This is a genomic window from Candidatus Firestonebacteria bacterium RIFOXYD2_FULL_39_29 (assembly GCA_001778375.1).
Lineage (GTDB): Bacteria > Oederibacteriota > D2-FULL-39-29 > D2-FULL-39-29 > D2-FULL-39-29 > D2-FULL-39-29.
Genome location: MFGV01000001.1, coordinates 27,410 through 50,207 on the forward strand (window position 1 = coordinate 27,410; position 22,798 = coordinate 50,207).

General features: G+C 38.3%; 22 protein-coding genes and 1 tRNA gene. All 23 read right to left on the reverse strand.

Annotated features, from left to right (window positions below):
* Positions 1-15: 15 nt before the first annotated feature.
* The 23 genes from A2536_07455 to A2536_07565 all read right to left on the reverse strand — a co-directional run bounded on the left by A2536_07455 (position 16) and on the right by A2536_07565 (position 22,797).
* A complete protein-coding gene (locus A2536_07455; protein ID OGF48467.1) occupies positions 16-204 on the reverse strand; it encodes a hypothetical protein in 189 nt (62 codons plus the stop codon).
* A 26-nt stretch (positions 205-230) separates the two neighbouring features.
* On the reverse strand, positions 231-587 hold the full coding sequence (locus tag A2536_07460; GenBank protein OGF48468.1) for an NADH-quinone oxidoreductase subunit A: 357 nt from the start codon (positions 585-587) through the stop codon (positions 231-233).
* The gene (locus A2536_07465) at positions 584-1,480 is read right to left on the reverse strand and encodes a 5,10-methylenetetrahydrofolate reductase (GenBank protein ID OGF48469.1); all 897 of its coding nucleotides are present in this window, start codon (positions 1,478-1,480) and stop codon (positions 584-586) included. The genes A2536_07460 and A2536_07465 overlap by 4 nt, the downstream gene beginning before the upstream one ends.
* Before the next feature lie 299 nt (positions 1,481-1,779).
* Positions 1,780-2,394, reverse strand: a complete 615-nt coding sequence (locus tag A2536_07470; GenBank protein OGF48470.1) for a 5,10-methylene tetrahydromethanopterin reductase — start codon at positions 2,392-2,394, stop codon at positions 1,780-1,782.
* Positions 2,394-3,710, reverse strand: coding sequence for a hypothetical protein (locus A2536_07475; GenBank protein ID OGF48514.1), 1,317 nt, complete (start codon positions 3,708-3,710; stop codon positions 2,394-2,396). Before A2536_07475 ends, A2536_07470 begins: the two co-directional genes overlap by 1 nt.
* Positions 3,711-4,377: 667 nt before the next feature.
* Positions 4,378-5,652: a hypothetical protein gene (locus A2536_07480; GenBank protein ID OGF48471.1), complete on the reverse strand. Its 1,275-nt coding sequence runs from the start codon at positions 5,650-5,652 to the stop codon at positions 4,378-4,380.
* A 218-nt stretch (positions 5,653-5,870) separates the two neighbouring features.
* Entirely contained in the window at positions 5,871-8,153 is a 2,283-nt protein-coding gene (locus A2536_07485) for a pyrophosphatase (protein OGF48515.1), read from the reverse strand.
* A gap of 139 nt (positions 8,154-8,292) precedes the next feature.
* Complete coding sequence (locus A2536_07490; protein OGF48472.1) at positions 8,293-9,171, reverse strand: transketolase; 879 nt, start codon at positions 9,169-9,171, stop codon at positions 8,293-8,295.
* 9 nt (positions 9,172-9,180) lie between these two features.
* On the reverse strand, positions 9,181-10,101 hold the full coding sequence (locus tag A2536_07495) for a hypothetical protein (GenBank protein OGF48473.1): 921 nt from the start codon (positions 10,099-10,101) through the stop codon (positions 9,181-9,183).
* A 15-nt stretch (positions 10,102-10,116) separates the two neighbouring features.
* On the reverse strand, positions 10,117-11,331 hold the full coding sequence (locus A2536_07500) for a hypothetical protein (GenBank protein OGF48474.1): 1,215 nt from the start codon (positions 11,329-11,331) through the stop codon (positions 10,117-10,119).
* A gap of 35 nt (positions 11,332-11,366) precedes the next feature.
* Positions 11,367-12,401, reverse strand: a complete 1,035-nt coding sequence (locus A2536_07505) for a hypothetical protein (GenBank protein OGF48475.1) — start codon at positions 12,399-12,401, stop codon at positions 11,367-11,369.
* A 282-nt stretch (positions 12,402-12,683) separates the two neighbouring features.
* On the reverse strand, positions 12,684-13,802 hold the full coding sequence (locus A2536_07510) for a hypothetical protein (GenBank protein ID OGF48476.1): 1,119 nt from the start codon (positions 13,800-13,802) through the stop codon (positions 12,684-12,686).
* Positions 13,803-14,303 (reverse strand): hypothetical protein, encoded by a 501-nt coding sequence (locus tag A2536_07515; protein OGF48477.1) that lies wholly within the window; start codon positions 14,301-14,303, stop codon positions 13,803-13,805.
* Between the two features lie 92 nt (positions 14,304-14,395).
* Positions 14,396-14,995, reverse strand: coding sequence for a hypothetical protein (locus A2536_07520; GenBank protein ID OGF48478.1), 600 nt, complete (start codon positions 14,993-14,995; stop codon positions 14,396-14,398).
* Complete coding sequence (locus A2536_07525) at positions 14,988-15,473, reverse strand: pantetheine-phosphate adenylyltransferase (GenBank protein OGF48479.1); 486 nt, start codon at positions 15,471-15,473, stop codon at positions 14,988-14,990. The genes A2536_07520 and A2536_07525 overlap by 8 nt, the downstream gene beginning before the upstream one ends.
* A 96-nt stretch (positions 15,474-15,569) precedes the next feature.
* Positions 15,570-16,112, reverse strand: a complete 543-nt coding sequence (locus A2536_07530) for a 16S rRNA (guanine(966)-N(2))-methyltransferase RsmD (protein OGF48480.1) — start codon at positions 16,110-16,112, stop codon at positions 15,570-15,572.
* Positions 16,113-16,384: 272 nt separating this feature from the next.
* On the reverse strand, positions 16,385-18,466 hold the full coding sequence (locus A2536_07535; GenBank protein OGF48481.1) for an ATP-dependent DNA helicase RecG: 2,082 nt from the start codon (positions 18,464-18,466) through the stop codon (positions 16,385-16,387).
* A 358-nt stretch (positions 18,467-18,824) separates the two neighbouring features.
* On the reverse strand, positions 18,825-19,178 hold the full coding sequence (locus A2536_07540) for a hypothetical protein (protein ID OGF48482.1): 354 nt from the start codon (positions 19,176-19,178) through the stop codon (positions 18,825-18,827).
* Between the two features lie 61 nt (positions 19,179-19,239).
* Positions 19,240-19,623: a reactive intermediate/imine deaminase gene (locus tag A2536_07545; GenBank protein ID OGF48483.1), complete on the reverse strand. Its 384-nt coding sequence runs from the start codon at positions 19,621-19,623 to the stop codon at positions 19,240-19,242.
* Positions 19,624-19,667: 44 nt separating this feature from the next.
* Entirely contained in the window at positions 19,668-21,242 is a 1,575-nt protein-coding gene (locus A2536_07550) for a hypothetical protein (GenBank protein ID OGF48484.1), read from the reverse strand.
* Positions 21,243-21,337: 95 nt separating this feature from the next.
* Positions 21,338-21,414: transfer RNA gene (locus A2536_07555), tRNA-Pro, on the reverse strand.
* Positions 21,415-21,481: 67 nt separating this feature from the next.
* Positions 21,482-22,084 (reverse strand): non-canonical purine NTP pyrophosphatase, RdgB/HAM1 family, encoded by a 603-nt coding sequence (locus tag A2536_07560; protein OGF48485.1) that lies wholly within the window; start codon positions 22,082-22,084, stop codon positions 21,482-21,484.
* The gene (locus A2536_07565; protein ID OGF48486.1) at positions 22,075-22,797 is read right to left on the reverse strand and encodes a ribonuclease PH; all 723 of its coding nucleotides are present in this window, start codon (positions 22,795-22,797) and stop codon (positions 22,075-22,077) included. Before A2536_07565 ends, A2536_07560 begins: the two co-directional genes overlap by 10 nt.
* Between the last annotated feature and the right edge of the window lies 1 nt (position 22,798).

A 22,798-nucleotide genomic window follows, 5' to 3' on the forward strand; every position in this document is an offset into this window, starting at 1 on the left:
AGAGACTTACCAAGGCTAATTTTTCTCATAAATTGCCTTTTTATACTCAATTATTGCCTTCTGCAAACTTTCCAGAGAATCACTCACTACTATCTTATTGCCATTTGTCAGATGAATGATAGTATCACCATGATGCTCAACTATTTCTATCAGGTCAACATTTACCAGGATCTCAGCTCCGTTAATTCTCTTAAGTTTTATCATTTATCTTCCTAATATTTCAGATTATCTTACTCCCACTGCAAATATCCTTTTTTCCAGGCATACACGAGACCCAGGATTAAAATACCAAGGAATAAGGTCATTTCTATAAACGCAAATAATCCAAGCTCCTTAAAAACTACAGCCCAGGGATAAAGGAATATTACTTCCACATCAAAAATAACAAAAAGTATTGCAAAAAAATAATATCTCATGTTAAACTGAATCCAAGCTCCGCCAACAGGTTCCTCACCGCATTCATAAGTAGTTTCTTTCTCGTAGCCGGGCTTTGAATCCCTGACCAGGAATGCAGTCACCAGACCTCCGACAGTAAAACCCAGAGCTATAACAAAAAATATAAAAACTGCAAGATATTCATTTATCATAAGTCTTTTTCCGCCTTAACTCCCGATAGTTCAAGAATTTTTGGGACTTTATCATCCCAGCCTAAAGGCATCAAATGTACACCCTGGCAGTAAGGCTTTAAATCTTTTATTAATCTTGCAGATATTTCAATACCTGTTTGACCTGACTTGGTCTTTTCTTTATCTTTCTTTAATTCTTCGATTAAATTGTCCGGGACATGAATGCCTGCTACATTCTCATTCATAAACTTTGCCATTCCGGCACCTTTAAGCACAACGATTCCGACATAAACAGGCACCCCAAACTGCTTTACTCTTTTCATGAACTTTTCAAACTTATCAACTTCATACACTGCCTGAGTCTGAAAGAATTCAATACCAGCATTTATTTTCTTCTCCATTTTAAAGAGCTGAGGATCCAGAGGCTCCGCGCACGGAGATACAACTGCACCTTTACAAAACCTGGGGGGTTCGCCTTCCAAAGCATTCCCTGCCAGATCCTTGCCTTCTTCCAGTTGTTTTACCATATAAGCTAAGGACACCGAATCCAGATCAAATACGGGCTTTGCATCTTTATGATCACCTAAAGTAGTATGATCTCCCGTGAGGAGTAACAGGTTTTCTATTCCAAACAAAGCAGCGCTGAGAATATCTGATTGCAAAGCTAAACGGTTCCTGTCTCTGCAGGTAACCTGAAATACCGGCTCAATGCCTTTTTCTTTTAGAGCTTTACACATAGCCAATCCGCCAAGTCGCATGACTGAAGATTGATTATCCGTAACATTAATTGCATGAACATAAGGCCAAACAACTCCGGCCTCATGAAGAGCTTTCTCTATATGAAAACCCTTAGGCGGTCCAAGTTCAGAGGTAACAACAAACCTCCCCATTTTTGTGATTTCAGTAAATCTCATAAAGCCTCCTTCCAAATAATAATTACTAAGTACTAATGGCTAATGCAGACTGTGTCGCAATTACATTTTCGATCTGACGTACCACAATAGGTTGTAGTTGCTCGATTCATCGAGCGTACCTATTGCGCCTGATGAATCAGGCAACTACATTGCGACACAGTCTGAATTACTAATTAATGAACGCCAACCATAAACCGTTGGCGATTATATTTATAACTTATTTTCTTTTAAACATTTAACGGATGCTTTTGTCCGTTTACCTCAAATTGTCAATTGTAAATCGTAATTCGTAAATTTCTTTACTGACTTTTCTTGTAATCGCGGATACTGATCATTTCTTTTAAATTTTTGTCACTTTCATTTATAGCCAACATCCTGTTAAATATTCTTTCCCAGCCGCATTCTTTATTTTTTGAAACTTCGCACTTTCCATTTTTCGCTCCGCCGCATTGACCATTTAAAAGTCCCTTGGAGCATGCTGTTACAGGACATATCCCGACAGTATATCCCAACATGCATTCTCCGCACTGCTCGCAATCGCAAGAAGAAGGTGTAAATCCTGAGAAACCCGGGACATAAAATGTGTCACAACCGGAAAGAACTACTTTATCAGGAAGCAGACCGGCAAAAGTCTGAACACCTACTCCGCAGGAAAATATAACTACCGATACTGCCGCTGTAATTTCATTTTTATGAATGTCTAATCTCTTTCTTGTATACTCTTCATTGCACAAGTAGTCCAATTTTATCTCGCCGGATATATTCAATTTGGCAGCTTTTAGCTCTTCCTTGAGCGTTTCATATTCTTTTTCCGCAAAATGAACTTCTTTACAGCCAAAACAAGCGATCAATAATATTTCACCTTTAAGAAAAGGCAGAATTTCTTCTTTCTTTTTAACTTGAGTGATCAACATTACTTTTTTATCTCCCGCAGCATTTTCTTTGACTTTTTAAATATTTCGACCATATGTGATTTAGAAGAACAAATCTCCTCGCAGCAACCGCACTCGATGCAATTCATTATGCCTTCTTTTTCTATTTTAACCCAATTTTCAGCTTTGGCATAGAAAACAAGTTTATGCGGTTTCAGCTCCATCGGGCAAACATTAACGCATCTGCCGCATTTAATACAAGGTTCTTCCGTCAGATCATCTTTCTTTTGAACTACCGCAATACCGTTTGTACCTTTAATTACTGGCACTTCATAATCATTTTGAGTAAAGCCCATTACGGCTCCGCCCATTTTAAGTTCGAATTTTTCAGGTACTTTTATACCGCAGACCTTGATTATATCAGATACAAGCATTCCTATAGGTACTTCATAGTTCCCGGGTTTAGAAACACCTTCACCTGCTACTGTAACTACTCTGCTGACAAGCGGCATTCCTGAATATATTGAATCGTATACAGCACAAGCCGTTCCAATATTATTTACTATTACACCGACATCCAAAGGAAGACCGCCAAGAGGAACTTCCCGTCCCAAAATCCTTTTTATAAGCATTCTCTCTGCGCCTTCAGGATATTTAGTTTTTACCGAAACTATTTCAACAGATGTTTCTGCTTTACACTTTTCTTTAAGAGCTTCCAGCGCTTCAGGTTTATTATCCTCTACAGCAATAATTCCTTTTTTAACACCTGCAGCTTTCATAAGCAGCTTAAATCCCATGAGGACTTTCCCGGGTCTCTCAACCATCAATCTAAAATCAGCATTAAGCAGAGGTTCGCATTCACAGCCATTCAACAAAATAGTGTCCACGGGTTTGTTTGAGCTCAATTTTATATGCGAGGGGAACTGCGCCCCTCCCATCCCGACAATACCGGCATTTTTTATTGCAGAAATTATACTTTCTTTCGAGCAGCTCTCAAGAGTCCCTTTTGGAATAATAGAAGGATCCTGTTCGTTTTTCATGTCATTTTTTATGCCAATTGTTAAAACGTCAAAAGGAAGCAAAGGATGTTTTCGCGGTTCCACAAAAATAACTTCTCCTGAGACACCGGAATGAACAAAAGCTGTAACCATCGCTTTTGAATCGCCTATTTTCTGTCCGACTTTAACTCTATCACCTATTTTTACAAATGGTTCACATATTACGCCGGCATGCTGCTGAAGAGGGATATAAACATATTCGGGAGGAGATATCTTCTCAATGGCTATTTTTGCGGTAAGTTCTTTTCTTTCCTCAGGATATATTCCGCCGTAGAAACCTTCATTTCTCTTTGCCTGTATGAATTTGACATAGGAATCAACAAAGTCTGCACTGTTTTTATTATAATTTCGCAGTTTTGGCAACTGTTCAATAAATATATTTTGACGATTTTGACAGGCTAAACGATTATAAATATTTTCCCAGGCACAATCTTTTTCTTTTGATACTTCACACTTGCCTTTTTTTGCACCGCCGCAGGGCCCGTTAATTAATCCCTTACTGCAATCCACAACAGGGCATATGCCTCCGGTAACACTGAGATAACACTCCCCGCAGGCACCGCATTTTTCCACACCTAAGGTAATCCCGTGAAAGCCGCCTTGAAAGACGGAATCACAAACAGTCAACACAGGAATATTTAGCTGTCCGGCAACGGTTTGAACACCTACCCCGCAAGAGATAACAGCAACTGCATCCGCATTATTAATATCCTGCATTACATTTTTTAATAACTTACCGGTAAGATATTCATTACAGAGGAAATCCATGTGCATAAATCCTACCGTGGTTTTTCCGGATTCATTGAGGAGTTTATTTAACTCAGCAGTTTCTGGTTCAACATCCAGGGCAAATTCATTAAAGCATTTATTACAAGAGATGATATAAATTCTTTCTTGTCCTGCAAGTATCTCCAGTATCTCTTCTTTACTCTTTAGCTTGTATTTCGTGTAATCAGTTTTTTGCATATTAAGAGTATTTTTTGTATTCCGAATCAAGCTTAAACCTGACTTTCGGATCCTTTCCGTATTCTATTACCGCAGGCTTTCCCCCGTTCATAATAGAGAGCCTGCCGGCCTCCATCACCAGTTCATTATAATAACTGTTAGCCGGAGTGGCAACTACACCTTCTTTATCTATTTTCATGATTATATTTTTCTTTTCTTCTGTACTCTTCCCCTCTTCCACCCTTAGAGCAGATAAAATATTAGCTTCTATTGATCTATAGCCATACCCTACCGGCTCATAACCTTCCCCTCCGTGATAAACCATCTGAAAGTATTCAGGATTGGTCTCATAATAAAATTTATCATCAGGATCATTTCCCTTCGTCAGTACGGAATGTTTAACCCCTCTGAACTGGTCAGAGTGGGATATCATTCCGCCCATATCCTTATTTTGTGTATGAAGAACCATTCCCTGGGTATTTCCGCCCGGACCCTGATCAGGATAGCCAAAACCGTTGACCACATTTAAGCAGGCTCCATTATTCCAGAGCACCCGGCCGTCAGTCCAGAGAAAACCTTCATTACCGTTGGGATACTTATCAGGAATTCCATATACCGAGACTTCTACCGGAAGGAGCCCGGTAATAAAAGCCACTAAGTCAATATAATGACAGCCTACATAAGAAAAAGCATCGGAATTCTTTAAAGTACACCAATTTTGAAAATTCGAATGTCTGTAATACCAGGGCTCAATAAGATGCGCCTGCCCTATCCTAAACTCTCCAAACTCACCGTTTTGATACCTGCGCCGGGCTATAAGACCTCTGTCATCAAACCTTTTATGATATTCCACGCCAACAAATAAACCTTTTGAAAGAGCTTCTTCTTCTATTTCCTTAGCTTCTTTGTATTTTAATACTAACGGTTTAACACTACATACATGTTGATTGTTTTTTAAGGCTTCTTTTATGACCATATAATGCAGCTGATCCGGCATAGCCACAAAAACAAAATTACCCGGTTTCATTTTTTTTATTACATCCTTGAACAGATCAGGATAATTATTTGTAAGATCGCCTTTTTTATAGTCAGGATAAGAATTAAAAGACTGCCCCGGAAAAGACTTACAAAGCATCCCATTTTCCCCGAGCGCTTTTAAAGGCGCACCATTTAACGCAACTATATCGATATTTCCGACAAGTCCTTTACGCTGAAGCTGATAAATGGAAGGAAGTATTTGAACAGCCGTGATCATTCCCCCGCCGACTATGGTTACATCTATTTTACGACTGGACATATTATTGCTCCTCTTTGTTATGTATTTTTAGTCATACTGGGCCATGCATTGGATTTCATTTCTCTAAGCAGATGCCTAAGCATTTTATCCATTTACATTTTTGAAAGCAGATTTTCAATATAACCCGTTTTTCACAATCAAAAGCAATAATTCATTTTTCTGCCTTCAAAAATATATACTACCCCGCGGTTAAAGCACGGGGTAGCTATATTTAAAACTTATTTCTTTTTCGATTTAGATTTTTTTCCTGCTGAGGCTACTTCTTTGTTAAGCAGCGAACCGCGCCTGTTTGCAACAAACGCATAACCAAGAGCTGCTAAACATACCAGAGCAATAATAACTTTTTTTCCAAAATCTGCATCACTCATGGAAATTACCGCTGCCGGAGCTATAGGAGCCAGAATAATAGCTACAAGATTCATAACTTTAATCATAGGATTAATTGCCGGACCTGCTGTATCCTTAAACGGGTCTCCGACTGTATCTCCTATAACTGCTGCTTTATGAGAATCAGTTCCCTTTCCGCCCATAAAACCGTCTTCAATTTTCTTTTTCGCATTGTCCCAGAGCCCGCCGGTATTAGACATAAACACAGCCAGCAGCTGTCCCATTACAATGGTTCCCACAAGATATCCGCCAAGAGCGCCGACACCTAAAGTATAAGCAACCAGAACCGGAGTAGCTACCGCAAGAATTCCGGGTCCCACAAGCTCTCTTTGCGCGGCTTCAGTAACAATAGCAACACAAGGACCGTATTCCGGCAACTCTTTACCTTTCATAATCCCGGGATGCATTTTAAACTGCCTTCTGACTTCCTGAACGACTAAGAAAGCTGCTCTTCCGACTGCTTTTAACATAAAAGAAGAGAATAACATAGGTACCGCAGCTCCGATCATTAAACCTACAAATATCTCCGGAATATTAATCTGAATACCTGTCGCTACAAGTTTGGCCTCATCAATGTAAGATCTGAAAAGAGCAGTCGCAGCTATCACCGCTGTCGCTATTGCAAGACCTTTTGTGAGAGCTTTTGTTGTATTCCCGATAGCATCCATCCATGCAAGTGTTTCAGAAGCTTTAGTTGCCTTTATCTTTGACATTTCAAATATACCGTGCGCATTGTCAGTGATAGGACCAAAAGTATCCATGGCAAGTACAAACCCTGTGGTAGCAAGAAGCCCGAGTCCGGAAAGCGCAACACCGAAAGCGGCCATGCCGGGATCACCTTTAAAAATAACTAAAGAGCTGACAATGGTACCGCAAATCAGAACTATTGCCCATACAGACGATTCCATCCCTTCCGCAAGCCCGTTAAGTATAAGAGTGGCCGGCCCGGTTTTTGTCGCAATTGCCGTTTCGGTAACTGCTCTCTTATCCGGATGAGTAAATATATTCGTAAGGATAAGAGTGGCTACCGCCAGCAAAATACCTATTGAGGTAATAAGCGCCAATTTAACCCAAAGCCAGCTGGCTCCGCCGTCATAGAACATTTTATGAGAAAGAGCAAAGAAGCCCATTATCGATAAAGCTGCGGATACACAGTAACCTATAATGATCGGTTTCATCGGATCAAAAACTTTTGCTTTATCATTTCCTCTAACAAACCAGGTTCCTATAATTGAAGTAAATACACCTAATGCTCTTATAAGAAGGGCAAACATGATAAAGGGTAATGCTTTATCCCCTCCTAACGACGCTGCAAGAATAATTGCGGCGACAAGAGTAACTTCATAGGATTCAAACATATCTGCAGCCATACCGGCACAATCCCCGACGTTATCACCGACATTATCGGCAATAGTTGCGGCATTTCTCGGATCATCTTCCGGAATACCAGCTTCAACTTTACCGACCAAGTCAGCCCCTACATCAGCCGCTTTAGTATAGATACCGCCGCCGACTCTCATAAAGAGCGCTGCAAGCGAACCGCCAAAACCAAAACCGATTAAGACTTTCATTGCATCCTGTTTGAACAACACGAAAATAATAGTTGCTCCAAGAAGACCAAAACCAACGGTGAACATTCCTGAAACAGCACCGGCATCAAAGGAGACTCTTAAACATTTTGAGAAACTTGTCAGGGCTGCGTTTGCAGTACGGACATTGCCTTTCACCGCAAGTTTCATCCCTACAAAGCCTGCGCCATAGGAGCAAATAACTCCGGCAACAAATGCCACGGCTATACCCCATGAAAGCTCCATTCTTTTTGGATCATCCCTAAAGGTACCATAGTAGTACATAGAAAGCAGAGTTACAAAAACAATTAAAACAAATATACCCATTATTTTGCTCTGTTGTTTAAGATACGCCATTGAACCCTGTTCTATGGCATCTGCAACGTCCGTCAGGGCTTTCGGACCTGCCGGCTGCCTCATTACTTTTACTACAAGTATTACACCATAAAGCAGTGCAATAAGTGCGGCGCAAAACACATAGAAAAGCACCCTATTTTCATGCGGCCCGAATTCAGGCAGCACGAGGCTAGCTTCACTTGCGCTCATAACAAGCTGACCAAGTTGTGAGACTATACTTCCTATCATTTTAATTCCTCCTTTTCTTTTTTCCTTAACACAGCCTTGCAGGCAGCATCAGGAAATTTTTATCTCATTTTGTAATAACCCGCAATTTTACGGGTTATTATTAAGCTTCTGCATTTTCAACTTGTTGTTTTGACGGCCCATTTACCACGCAAAGATCTTTTAGAGCTGCTTCGAGTTGTTCGTTGTTTGGAGCAACTCCGTGCCATTCTACTTTATTTTCCATAAAGCAGACCCCTTTACCTTTTACTGTTTTTGCGATAATTACGGTCGGCTTACCTTTAGTTACTCTAGCTTCTTTAAACGCCTTCAAATGGGCTTCTATAGAATGTCCGTCTATCTCTATAACATGCCAGTTAAACGCTTTAAATTTTTCAGCAAGCGGCGCCAATCCTTTTACTTCTTCCACTGTCCCGTCTATTTGTAAATTATTATAATCCACCCAGGCAACAATATTGTCAAGTTTTCTATGCGCCGAAGTCATTATCGCTTCCCAAACAGAGCCCTCCTGAAGTTCACCGTCCCCCAGAATACAAAACACTCTGGAATCACTTCCGTCAAGTCTGAGCCCTAAAGCCGCACCGTTGGCTGCTCCAAGCCCCTGCCCCAGGGATCCCGCAGAAATCTCTATACCGGGTGTTTTTGCACTGTGAGGATGTCCTTGAAGAAGGCTGTGAAGTTTTCTAAGCGTTATTAACTCTTCTTTAGGAAAATATCCAGCTTCTGCAAGTACGGAATAAAGTCCGGGTACAGCATGCCCTTTAGAAAGAAAAACTCTATCCCTCTTTTCCCATTTAGGATTTTTAGGATCGTGTCTTAGTTCGGCAAAATAAAGTGCCGTAAGAAACTCCACCATTGAAAGAGAACCGCCTGGATGACCCGACCCGGCCGCATTTAAAGCAATAAGAATACTCCTTCTTATATTTACCGTGCGTTCTTCAAGTTTTTTTATATCCGGTGTTTCATTTTTACCCTGATACATTATTCCCCCTTATACCAAAGCCCAAGCATTTTTCCAGGCGCGTTTTGCGTTAGCTATTACCGCTTCCGGATCTTCATCTCCCACAGGTTTCACTTCAAAAGAAACAACCGGCGGTTTAGCACTTGCCGTATCTTTAAGATAACCAACTTTAAAGAGCGCTTTAATAAACTCTGCCAATGCCTGCACATCATTCTCACTGCCCGGATAACCAAATCTCGGGTGTACATCACCATAAGCCGGATTTGTTTTATCCTTCATATAGCAATTGCCGACGTGAACATGATTAAGACAACTTTTAACAGTGGATAAAGAATATTCGGATTTTTCGTTTAAAAGCGGCAAATGCGAAAGATCAATGGTAAGCCCGAAATTACTGTATGATTTTTTAACTTCTTCCGCTACTTTTACTGATTCTTTGGAAACACCGATAAGGCATTTTTTATCAATAGTTTCATCAAACGTTTCAAGAGAAAATATTTTATCTTTTGATTTCGCGTAAGCAGATAGTTCTTTTAAAGATTCAATCAAAAGTTTTACGGCAACTTCTTTTTTTTCTGCTCCCGGATGAGGACCGGAAAGGACAATAACTTTTTCCGCATTAAAATACACCGCATCATCTATAGTTTTCTTTACGTCTTCTATTGCTTTTTTTCTTTCATCAGCATTTTCTGCGTTTAGATTCAGTTTGCCTGCGAGTAACGGCGGTTGGCCGGCCATTATAACCCTGATACCGGAAACATCTGTTACCTTCCGGGCTTTTTCCTTTATTTCAATATTTAGAGGCCTTCTGATTTCTACTGCGCCGAAGAACGAGTCAATTGATATAGTTTTCAAAGTTTCTGCAAAAGGACCGTCACCCTTACCCGTTGCCGGAAAAGCCATTGAATGAATAAGTCCGAGATCTGCATATCCATGCCATAATTCTTTCATAATTTCCTCCGGTTATTAAAGTTTTTTTGCAATAAAATTCTTTTCAAGCCTTGCATATTCAGGTAATTGTCCGCCGATAAGAGGAGTAACATATTTAATAAACTTACCTGTAATATACATTCCATCAGTACTGATAAAGTCCTGGGGGACTTTACGTTCTTTATTTGCGATGTTATCTAAATCGGAAACTCCGGTAGAACATTTATACGGATCCTCTGAATCTCTGACAAGCGTTACCATCATACCGCTCTTTCCTTCTATTCCATGCCTTACGGCCATTGTGCCTGAAACAAAAGCTTCTTCCTGATCAACTTTAGATTGAGCCATTCCGGATACTCTTTGAATCGTCCCCGGCTTATCGCAGCGGGCTTTTATTTTCATATTTTCAGCTATGATGGAAACAAGAGTTTCACCTACTCCTCCAAGCTGTTTATGTCCGAACTTATCTGTATCAATAGACCTTTTTGAAGAAGTTAAATACTCTCCTTTTTCATCTTTCAAGCCCTCACAGCAAGTTATAACCGCGAAGCCGAGTTTTTTATAGACTTTGTCCAGTGTTGAAAGAAATTTATCCTGATTAAAAGGCACTTCGGGTAAAAGTATAATGTGCGGCGCATCGTTTTCTTTTAGTCTTGCAAGCGCAGTAGAAGCAGTAATCCAGCCGGCGTTCCTGCCCATTGTCTCGATAACCTTAATAGTGTCTGAAGTATATATAGCCTCGGTATCAAGACCTGCATCTCTAACAGCCATTGCCAACCATCTTGAAACAGAACCGTATCCCGGGCAATGATCAGTCACTGCCAAGTCATTATCAACGGTCTTTGGAAGCCCCATAACTCTGAGTTCATACTTTTTTGAAACGGCAAGCTTATGAACTTTATTTGCCGTATCCATCGAATCATTTCCGCCGGCCACGAAAAAGTAGCGGATATTGTGAGCCTCTAGAACCTTCAGAAGTTTTTCAAAGTCATCATCATTTTTAAGCTTATGTCTGGAAGAACCTAACGCAGAGGAAGGAGTAACACGAAGCAACTCAATATTTCTCTTGGTTTCTTTATTCAAGTCAATCATATTCTCGTTTAGAACACCCAAAATCCCGTTAATTGAGCCATACATTGCCGTGATTTCTTTATGTTTTGAAGCTTCTTGAATTGCTCCCGAGATACTGCTATTAATGACAGCCGTAGGTCCGCCGGATTGGGCAAATAACGCATTTCCTTTCAAAGCCATTTAAGGAGCTCCTTCCAAATTTTTAAATCTACAATCTACTTAATAAATTTTGTAAGCACGTCAATATTAATATCACGGTTCTTCATTAAAAAGTCTACGGCCTGATCTTTAGTAAATGAGTTATGGATAACTTTATTTACTGCAAGTGCTGCCGCAAGAGGATCTTCTTTGCCGGGAAACAGGATATTTCGGCCCACTAAAGCACCTCTTACATTCTTTCCGGCTTTCATACCTGTTTCAAATTCTGAAATAGTACCTGTCGGATCGCCTTTTGATTCACCGCCAAGCATAAGAATCGGCAAAGTTGTCGCTCTTACTACTCTTTCATAATTCTCGCCATAAGGTATTTTAAGCCAGAGATTTCTGGAAGAATCGCCCATAGCGGAAGCAACGCCGATTATCTTCACCATTTCAGTGAGTGATTTCTGGACTTTAAAACCATCGGAAGTAACAAAAAGCGGCTCCAGAAAAGTAGGCATTTCATATTTGTTAAGTTCGCTTATCATATTTGCACAATAAAGTACGGTCTTTGCAGAATCATAACTGGTCGTATCAAGGCGTAACATAGTCTTTGCGCCGTCCATATTCAGCAAGCGGAGAGATTCTGAAGAAAAACAGGTAAACGTATCATCCATCTCAAATTTTGTTCCCGCCAAACCACCCCTATTCATAGAGCCAAGCATTACTTTGTCATCCAGGAAGGAAGGTCCGCCGTTCTTCTTGACCAGATAGTTAATTATAAACAGATCTTCTATTACGTCAGTAGTAGCCATTATTCCGTCAAAATCCGGATGCGTAATAACTCTGAGTACTCTGCCCAGATATTGGTGCCTGTCGGACATAGCAATAGGATCATCGCCGTTTTTGTTTACCATACGCCCCGGATGATCAGCAGCTAAAATGGTAAGTTTACCATCTTTTGTTATTTTCTTTCTTTTCTTTCTTTCTTTTGCTTCTTTAAGAATAACCTCAGGGGAATCCACCCTGACATCCGTGATAGCATCAAACATCTTCTTTGTGAAGAATTGGGACAACTTGAACTCATAATTCCCTACTTGATAAGCAGCCATTTTTATTTCCTCCTATAAAAAAATATATGCAGTTTTTTTATTCAACAATACAACATGTTGTATTGTCCTTATCTTACAAACACAAAACAATTACCGTAATTATAGCATTTATGAATGGATTTTTTCAAGTGGTTTTATGTCCAAAAGTCAGGTGTATACAGCATATTTTATCTTCCCAATACGGTTAAAACTGAAATCTTATACAAGTTTAGATACCGGGACGATCATAAATGTTTTCTTTTGCATTGACTGCTTATTACAACTTCGTTTTATCTATGAATTTTAAGGCAGGAGTTCTTTTATTTTTTCAATAATTTCTTCAGGTTTTATAGAAAGCACACTGCCATCTTCATGTCTCACCCACAAATGTTTTTTGCCTAAAGGATTCCACTGCTTCGGATCAGTAGGACCAAAAATAGCTACAGTTTTTGTCCCCACAGCGGCAGCAACATGCAATACACCGGTATCATTACAGACAAATACATCCAATAAACTTATCATTGAAGCAAACTGTCTTAATGGGAGTGCATTTTGAATAAATACTTCATTTTTCGCAATCTTTCTGAATATTCCAGCAAGATCTTTTTCTTTGGGTCCGTGAAATATTATCACTTTTGTCTTAGGAATATCTGTAAAATAATCGCTAATTTCTGCAAATTTTTCTACAGGCCACCGGTTTAATAATACATTTGCACCAAGATGGATCCCTATAATTGTATTTTCAGATTTGATAATACCGCGTTGTTCCAATCTTTCTCCTGCAGATATTTTCTCTTTTGCGGAGATATGCATATAATGCTCTATATTAACAATAGGGATATTCAAATAACTTAAAATGTCAAGATTTCTAATTACCTGATGTTTTATTGCTAACGGATCATAAGGGACCGGAGTAGTAAGAAAAGCATCGGTATAGCGCTTTTTTCCGAAGTATTCACCATCATAACCGGCTCTTATTTTAGCCCTGCTTAAAAATGCCAGCAGCAAACTTGTAAAGGAAACAGATGTGCTTCCTGCGATTATGGCAATGTCATATTTGTTTCTCTTAAGAATATTTATGAAAGATAGAATCTTCAAAGGAAAAAAGAACTCTTTCTTGCTAAAAACTATTACTTCTTTTATTAGCGGACTATTTATAAATATATCTTTTTCTGAAAGCTGAGGGCGCGCAATAATATCTATTTCGGCATCAGGAAAAGCTTTACTCAGGTTTGGGATTATTGCTGTGCTGATAAGAACATCACCCATTGGGTCATGTTGCCTTACTATAAGTATTTTTTTAATTTTACCAAAATCTATTTCTGCTGGGGAGATATTTATACTTTTTTTAAAAAGTATCTTTACCAGCACACCCTTCAAAACATTCTCAAGATTGTGAAAAAAAAGCCTTGTCTTGTTCATCTAGTTATTCTTTTTTACGCTTAAGCTAACTTCGACATATAAAGCAGGAAAAATAAAAGCCAGGTACTTTTCCCATCTCCGGGGAAACAGGTTAGCAAAATAACCAACAAGAATAATATTATATAGATCTGTAAAGTATATTTTATATTTTATTATTTTTACAATACCTCTTTGCTCCAGCCAGACGAAAGTATTGTAACCGAAATGATATTTATGAGTTAGATCACTGTAGGATAACTGGCTGGAATAGTGCGGCGTAATAATCCTTATTTCTGCGTCCGGCTTGGATATTCTGCAGATCTCTTTTATAAAATCAAACGGCTCCGCAACATGCTCTATTATATGAGAACAGTTTACAAGATCAAACTCATTCTCTTTGAACGGATATGGTATTTTGTCAAGATCATAAACTATATCAACACAAGGATATTTATGTCTATCGAGGCCTATAGCATCAGGCATTTTATTATTTCCACAACCTAAATCAAGTATCTTCTTCATTTTAACCTCTAGGTTTTTAAATTACAAATATTTCTTTTTTTCGCCTTGAAGAATTGAGTCCTTTAAGCTTCCTTTACTAATTTTACTTGCTTTCATAGCCAGGGATTGAAAAGTTCAAATATTCCTTTACGGATAAGCATAACCGCAATTGCTGCCAACAAAATGCTGGCAATCTTTCCTATGGCTTTCATGCCGTCTTTCCCAAGTATCTTCATAAGCACTTTAGAAAACCTAAACATAAGAGCCGCTATTATCAGATTTACAGCCAGGGCAAGAGAAATTACCGGTAATCTATATATTCCTTTAAATACTAATAAAGTTGTAAGCACCGCCGGTCCTATCATTAAAGGAATTGCAAGCGGTACTACCGAAAAATCATCTTCAAATTTCTCCAATTTCTCTTTTTCTTTACTGATGGATCTTATCGAAAATACCAATAAAAGAAGACCTCCTGCTATTTTAAAATCAGACATAGTTATGCCAAGAAATTTCAGTATGTATTCGCCGACAAAAACAAAAACAATACCGATTACAAATGCTACAATCACAGAACGTAGAACTATTACTTTCAACCTCTCTTTATCTGCATTTTGCGTATAGTAGATAAAAAAAGGAACAGTACCTAAAGCATCGAGAGCTACAAACAGAGGAATAAAAGCCAGTAGAAATTGCGTAAAAAACACATTAAGCATTTTTCAGTTTTTCCTTCAATCTGTCAACAATAAATGGAGGTACAAACTTGGAGACATCTCCACCTAAAGATGATACTTCCCTGACTATACTTGAACTCAAGTAAGTATATTCAACGGACGGCATCATATAGACCATGTCAAGCTGATTATTAAGAGATCTATTAACTAAAGCCATTTGAAATTCATATTCAAAATCTGCAATAGCGCGAAGACCTCTGATTATAACATTTGCCTTTACTTTCTTTGCGTAGCTCACCAAAAGTCCATCAAACTTATCAACTTTAATATCACCATATCCTTTCGTTGCCTGTTTGATCATTTTAACTCTTTCGTCTATAGTGAAAAGAGCTTTTTTATGAGGATTAACAACCACAGCAATAGTGAGATCATCAAACAGTTTACGGCTTCTTTTTAAAAGATCAAGATGTCCAAAAGTAATAGGATCAAAACTTCCGGGATAGATTGCTTTTGTTTTCATTGTTTATCTCCTTTAAAAACCAGGTGCCTAGTGCCAGGCACAAGGCGATAGGAACAATTAAATATTCTTCTTTTCCAAGAACTAAGTGCCAAGAACCTAGCTTTTTCTTTTTAAGAACGAAAGTACGGTGTCGCCGTAAAAACGTTCTTTTATAAGATTAAAATTTGTATCCAGTATTTCTTTCTTATGGCGTTTTACGATCACCACACTATTTTCATTTAGAATATCACTTGTTTCCAGCTTTTTCAATATGTTTTTAATAAGACCGAGTTCATAAGGCGGATCAAGAAATACCAGAAGAAATTTTTTTCCTTTTTTAGAAAGAACATCTAAGGCTCTGGAAGCATCAGAGTTAATCACTTCCGCTGAAATAAAGCCTAATATTCTAAGATTTTCCCTGATTAATCCGGCACATTTTTCATTACTGTCTACAAAAACCGCTTCTCTTGCCCCCCGGCTTAGAGCCTCAATACCAACACTCCCGCTTCCGGCAAATAAATCTAAAAATACTGAATCACTTATATCATACTTCAATATTTCAAATAAGGATTGCTTAACCCTGTCACTTATAGGGCGAATAGTAAGATTGTTGTTCATCTTTACTTTTCTGCTTCTTGCAATACCGCCGATTACTCTCATGTAAGCCCCTCTCAATTTTTCAACCTATATTTGTTCTTGATTTATATGTATTATTTGTATTTCAGCAGTGATTCCGCTGATTACAAAACTACGGGATTCCACTGATACAAGCGATTCCGTTAAAACGTTACACGTTATCATGTTACTAACGTTCTACTTTAATGTGGTATTTAATTTATTAATAACTAAATACAATAAACTTCGTACTGTACATCGTACTTTATACTTTTACTTACTGCGCCTCCGAGCATCAGACCCTCTGCGCCTCAGCTTTAACTGATGGTAATCATCTCCAGATCCTTTGAAAATCTTTCTTTAAAAAATACTCCCAGCTTAATATTTTCTTGTTTCTTAAAATCCGGATCCTGTTCTATGATATTATGTGCTTCTTCCCTTGCCATTTCAAGGAGCTCCCTGTCTTTTTCCAAATTAATAAGCTTTAGATCTAATTCTCCATGCTGATTAGCTCCGAATAGTTCGCCGGGTCCCCTGATATCAAGATCCGCTTCAGCAATTTTAAAACCATCATTTATTTGCTCCATTATCCGCATACGTTTAAAAGAATCAGAAGATTGAAGCCAGCCCGTCATAAGATAACAATAAGATCTTGCAGTACCCCTTCCCACCCGTCCCCTAAGCTGATGAAGCTGAGCCAGCCCAAACCTCTCAGCATGTTCAATAAGCATAATTGTGGCATTAGAAACATCAATACCGACTTCTATGACAGTCGTAGAGACCAGAATATTTATTTTCTTCGACTTAAAATCATTCATTACAGCTTCTTTCTCTTCAGAAGACATCCTGCCATGAATAAGTCCGACCTTATAATCCTTAAATACGATATTCTGCAATTGCAGGGCTTCCTGCTCCGCCGCTTTTAAAAGAGATTTTGAAGACTCTTCCACCAACGGATATACGATATAAACCTGTTCACCTGCTTTCAACCTTTGAGAGATAAAACCATATACTTCCTGTCTTTTCTTTTCCGGTTGCCATTTCGTATAGATAGGCTGACGCCCCGGCGGTAACTCATCAATTACAGACAAATCCGTATCCCCATAAAGAGTAAGAACAAGAGCTCTCGGAAAAGGTGTTGCAGTCATCATAAGCGCATCAGGAAACACCCCCTTTGCTTCAAGTGCCAGGCGTTGAAACACTCCAAATTTATGTCTCTCATCAATTACAACAAAACCCAGATTCTTAAAAGCAACATCCTCTTGCAGTAAAGCATGAGTCCCTATCACCAGGGACACCTTTCCGTCGGCTATCGCAGCCAGTGACTCTCTCCTTACTTTTGCTGTAATCTTACTTGTTAAAAGTAAAATTGATTTGTCATATCCGGTTAATGAAAATATTTTTTTAAAAGTCGCATAATGCTGTTCGGCTAATATTTCCGTTGGCGCCATGACCGCTGCCTGATAATTATTTTCCAGAACAGGGATAAGAGCAAGAAGTGCTACAATAGTCTTTCCCGAACCTACGTCTCCTTGAAGGAGACGATTCATAGGGGATTTCTTCAGGAGATCCTTTCTGATATCCTCAAGAACTCTTACTTGAGCTCCGGTAAGAGTAAATCCTATTTTACTTATTATCTTTTCAATAATTGACGGATTTATGATATAATTTCTGTTCTTTACTTTTTTCCCAAAATATTTCTTCCGTTTTGCCAGAAAAAGCTGAAGTATCAAAAGTTCATTAAAAACCAGCCGCTGCCGGGCTTTTTCCAAATCGCACAAATTCTTCGGAAAATGAATATTCAGTACAGCTTCTTTTATTATATACAGGTCCCGTTTTGATGTTAATTCCGGGGATAATATCTCATGGATATCCACAAGATTATTTTTTATAAGTTCTGCCATTACCTCCCGAAAAAACACATTTGTGAGGATTTTCGTAGTCTTATAAAAAGACAGAATTTCCCCTTCTGCTATTGCTTTATTCTCAAATTCTTCAATAAATTCAAAAGAATCATTTGAAGCAGTGATTTGTTTTCCCCATCTTGTATTCTCAACTGTATCCCAAATTACAACTCTTCTGCCGGCCAGCAAAGCAGGTTTCATATAAGGTCTATTGTACCAAATCCAGGTTAGAGTCCCGCCGCTTTCATCTTCTATCAGCACTTTTAGAATATTTCTTCCGGGTTTTCGAAGTTCTTCTAATCCTGAAATTCTACCTTTAATAAAATATTTTCCGCCGCTTTCTATGGAAGAAACAGGAGTAATCCTGCTTTTATGAACGTGCCAACGGGGGAAAAAAAACAGAAGGTCTTTAACAGATTTTACACCTATTCTTTTCAATGATGAGGCTTTTACCGGTCCGACACCTTTTATGTAGCGTAATTCTTCATCTGTCATAGTTTCTTATTGACTTTTTAACCCCTTTTCAATATAATCTACATAAGAATATCACAAAAACAGTAGTAATTTCAATTTGTTTTATAGAAGGAGAAAATATGTCAAAAGTTTGTTCCGTATGCGGCAAAAAACCATTGGTTATCAACCTGGTATCACATGCCAACAAAAAATGTTTAAGAAAGTCATACCCGAACCTTAGAAAAGTCAAGGGCGAAATGGTTTGCGCTAAGTGCCTGAAGAGAAAAGCTAGATAAGAGCAGTTTCTGGGTGATAGGTTCTAGGGGACTGAAAGGACAATAAAAGATCAGACACTGGTTTTAGGTTATAAGAAAACATAACTATTTTAGTTTTCCTAGATTCATTTCCTGTAATTAATAAGACCCCTTGTCATTTTCCCTACGGAAGCACAGTCTTTCTCTATTTGTTTAAATACGGATTCTTCAAGCAACCCAATCTCAAAAGCTATTTGAAGTTGGGTTTCAAGCTCTGCAAGCGAACCCATTGAAATATAAAAGAATCTTATTGATTCCTTACTGCTTTCTCTTCCTTCACCTTCTGCAATATTACTTGCTATACTTACGGATGATCTCTGTAATTGTTCCCTCAATCCGTAATCTTTCGCTATTTTTCCTGTTCCAGCTTGTTTGTATATTTTAACAGCCAAATCTTTTGCCTTTTTCCATACTTCTAAATCCTTATAACCTCTCCCCATATTTCACCCCTAAAACCTGTCTTTAATTTCTTCTTTCCCCAAAATCTAGCACCTGTTCTTCTTATTCCAATGACATAATTGCGTCAATTTCCAAATCCACTCCTTTAGGCAGATCAGATATCCCGACTGTTACCCTTGCAGGATAGTTTACAGTGAAATACTTCTCGTAGACCAGATTAACAAATTTAAAATCATTAAGATCCTTTAAATATATAGTAGTTTTTACTATCTTATCCATCGAACCACCGGCTGCCTCAGCTACAGATTTTAAACTATCCATTACACGCTTGGTCTGAGCTTCAATACCTCCGGCAATCTTGATACCGGTTGCAGGATCAAGAGGGATTTGTCCGGAAAAGAATACTAAATTACCAACTTTTACGGCTTGAGAATACGGACCTAACGCTTTTGGAGCTTTATCTGTACTTATTATCTCTTTTGACATATATACCCTCCACTGTCTTTTTCAGACAATCAGTTATTTTGCTATTATTTCTTACTAAAATCTTGCAGTATTTTAGCCAGATCTTCTATAGTATAAGGCTTAGCAAGACTGGCATCAAATCCAAAATCTTTTGGTCTTGCCATTATTTCATCATCAGAATAACCGCTTGAGGCTACAGCTTTCACATTCGGATCCAGTTCCTTCATTCTTTTTACTATATCTTTACCGCCCATTCCTCCGGGAATAGTAAGATCAAGTATTACTATTTCATATTTGTTTTTTGACGGCAGCGCATTCTTAAATATTTCCAGAGCTTCATCTGACCTCTCAACAGTATTAACTTTATATCCAAGCTCCCCCAGAATATCCCTAAGTAACTCCAAAATATATATTTCATCATCCATTACAAGTATGTTACCCATACCTGTTTGTTTTTTCAAAAGAATCTCTTCTACTTTCTCTGCTGTTTTTTCACTGGAAGGAAGATATACATACATCGAAGTACCTTCCTTTATACTTGATTTTGCTTCAATAACACCATTGTGTCTTTTTATAATCGAAAATGCTGCTGCGAGACCTAACCCACTACCATGCTTTTTTGTAGAAAAAAACGGGTCAAATATCTTTGATATTATCTCAGTGGGGATTCCCGTACCGGTATCTATAATAATAATTTCTATGTAATTCTTCCCAAATTCCAACAAAGAAGAATATCCTTCTTTGTTTTTTTCTACGTTAACTGCCTTAACTTTAAGTATACCACCCTTAGACATTGACTGCCTGGCGTTTAAAACTATATTATAAAACACTTGAGTAATTTGATTTTCATCTATATCGCAATTCTTAAGATTTTCAGCAAAATAAAATAATACTTTTATATTTGTCCCGTCAGTCAGAGATTTAACTGTTTTTTTTAGTATTTCTCTGATATCGACAGTCCTCATCTCAGGAGAACCTCCCTTTGAGAAAGTTAAAAGTTGTTTTGTAAGAACTTTTGCTTTGTCAAAAACAGCAATAGCTTTGACCAGATTATCCTCAACTTTATCTTTCTCATTCAAATGACTCCTTGCGTTTTCCAAATAACCAAGTATCCCGCTTAATAGATTATTAAATTCATGAGCAATTCCCCCCGCAAGAACACCAAGACTTTCAAGATTTTGAACCTTCCGGGCATAAATTTCCAGTTCCGCTATTTTTACTTTTTCTTGTTTGTATTTTGTTATATCTCTGGAATGACCTAACACACCGGTAACCTTGCCGGAATCATCTTTAATGCCAATAATTATCGTGTCCAGCCACAAAGTACCTTTTGAAGTCAAAAAAGGTCTTTCAAGGAATACTTTATTTTCCCCAGTCTCTATTACACTTTGAATATTACGCATATTTTCAGAGGCAGCTTCCGGCTGAAACAAATCCGTTATTTTTTTCCCTACAACCTCCTCCAAATTTTTATCCAAAAATGAAAGTGCTTTTTGGTTAGCATATGTACACAAATAATTCAGATTAATTAGATAGATAATATCAGGAGAATTATCAAGGATTGTCTTTAACATTATTTCATTGTTTGTTTTTTCAGAGTTTATCCGGAATTGTTTTTCATCTTTTCTATAAGAAAACATAACTTATGTTCCTCCAGATTTAAAGATGCTGCATTTATCAGTTCTTCGTATATTTTTTACAACACAGTAAGAATACATATTTCATTACTTATTATTGGTCGGGGCGACCCGATTTGAACGGGCGACCCTCTGCTCCCAAAGCAGATGCGCTAGCCACCTGCGCTACGCCCCGACGATAATGTTTCATAAAGTATTCAAGGTTAGTATAGGTTCTATAATTTTGCTTTTGCTTTACAAACCTATTTGCGTATCTTTATCAATCTTACCAGAACTTTCTTTACTTTGTCCAGCGCTTTTCCTCTGTGACTTATTCTATTTTTAGAAGAAAGTGACATTTCAGAGTAAGTCTTCTTATAACCCGAAGGAATAAAAATTGAATCATAGCCAAAACCTTTTTTACCATTAATCGCAAATGATATTTTACCTCTGCAGCGCCCTTCAAGAATAACAGGTTTTTTCCCTGGAATTTTTATAACTATGACAGTTCGAAAGAGAGCCCCTCTTTTACTTAAAGGAACATTAGACAGTAATTTTAGAAGTTTGATATTATTATCCTGATATGAACAGCCTTCACCTGCAAATCTTGCGGAATATACACCCGGAGCGCCTTTTAAATAATCAACCTCCAATCCTGTATCATCGGACAGAGAAATATGTCCGGTACAGCTGCTTATCTCAGAGGCTTTCTTTACCGCATTCTCTTCCAGGGTATCTTTATTTTCTATTACTTCAGGAAAATTTCTAAAATTATCCAAAGTAAGAAACTTTAATCCAAATGTTTTGAGTTTTTTTGAAATCTCTCTTATTTTATTGCGGTTACGCGTTGCAAGAACTATTTCCAAGGCCCAAGTACCTTTTTTTGATCTTTAAATATCTCTTTAATACCTTGTTCTGCCAGTTTCATCATGGCACCGACATCCTGCTTCGAAAAAGGATTATTTTCGGCAGTACCTTGAATCTCCACAAACTTACCGGAACCGGTCATTACAAAATTCATGTCTACTTCAGCTTTTGAATCCTCTTCATAGCAAAGATCCAGCATCGCTTCACCTCTAACAACACCAACACTTATAGCAGCAACATAATCCTTAATAGGATTTTCCTCAAGAATACCTTTTTTATGAAGATATAATAAAGCATCAGCCATCGCAACAAACGAGCCTGTAATAGCCGCAGTCCTTGTGCCTCCATCAGCCTGAATAACATCGCAGTCCAGCAATATTGTGCGTTTCCCCAGTTTTGTCATATCCACTACGGCACGGAGAGAACGTCCTATCAAACGCTGAATTTCATGTGTCCTGCCGTCAACCTTTCCTTTTGAACCGTCTCTATTTTTCCTTTCAGGCGTAGATCTCGGGATCATCCCGTATTCAGCAGTTATCCAGCCTCTATTCTCTGATCTCAAAAAAGGCGGAACTTCATCAAGTATAGTGGCAGTGCAGATGACCTTGGTAAAACCGCAGGCAATCAACACTGAACCTTCCGGATATTTAATATAATGACGGATTATACGCAATGGTCTTAATTCGTCATTTTTTCTATTATCAATTCTCATT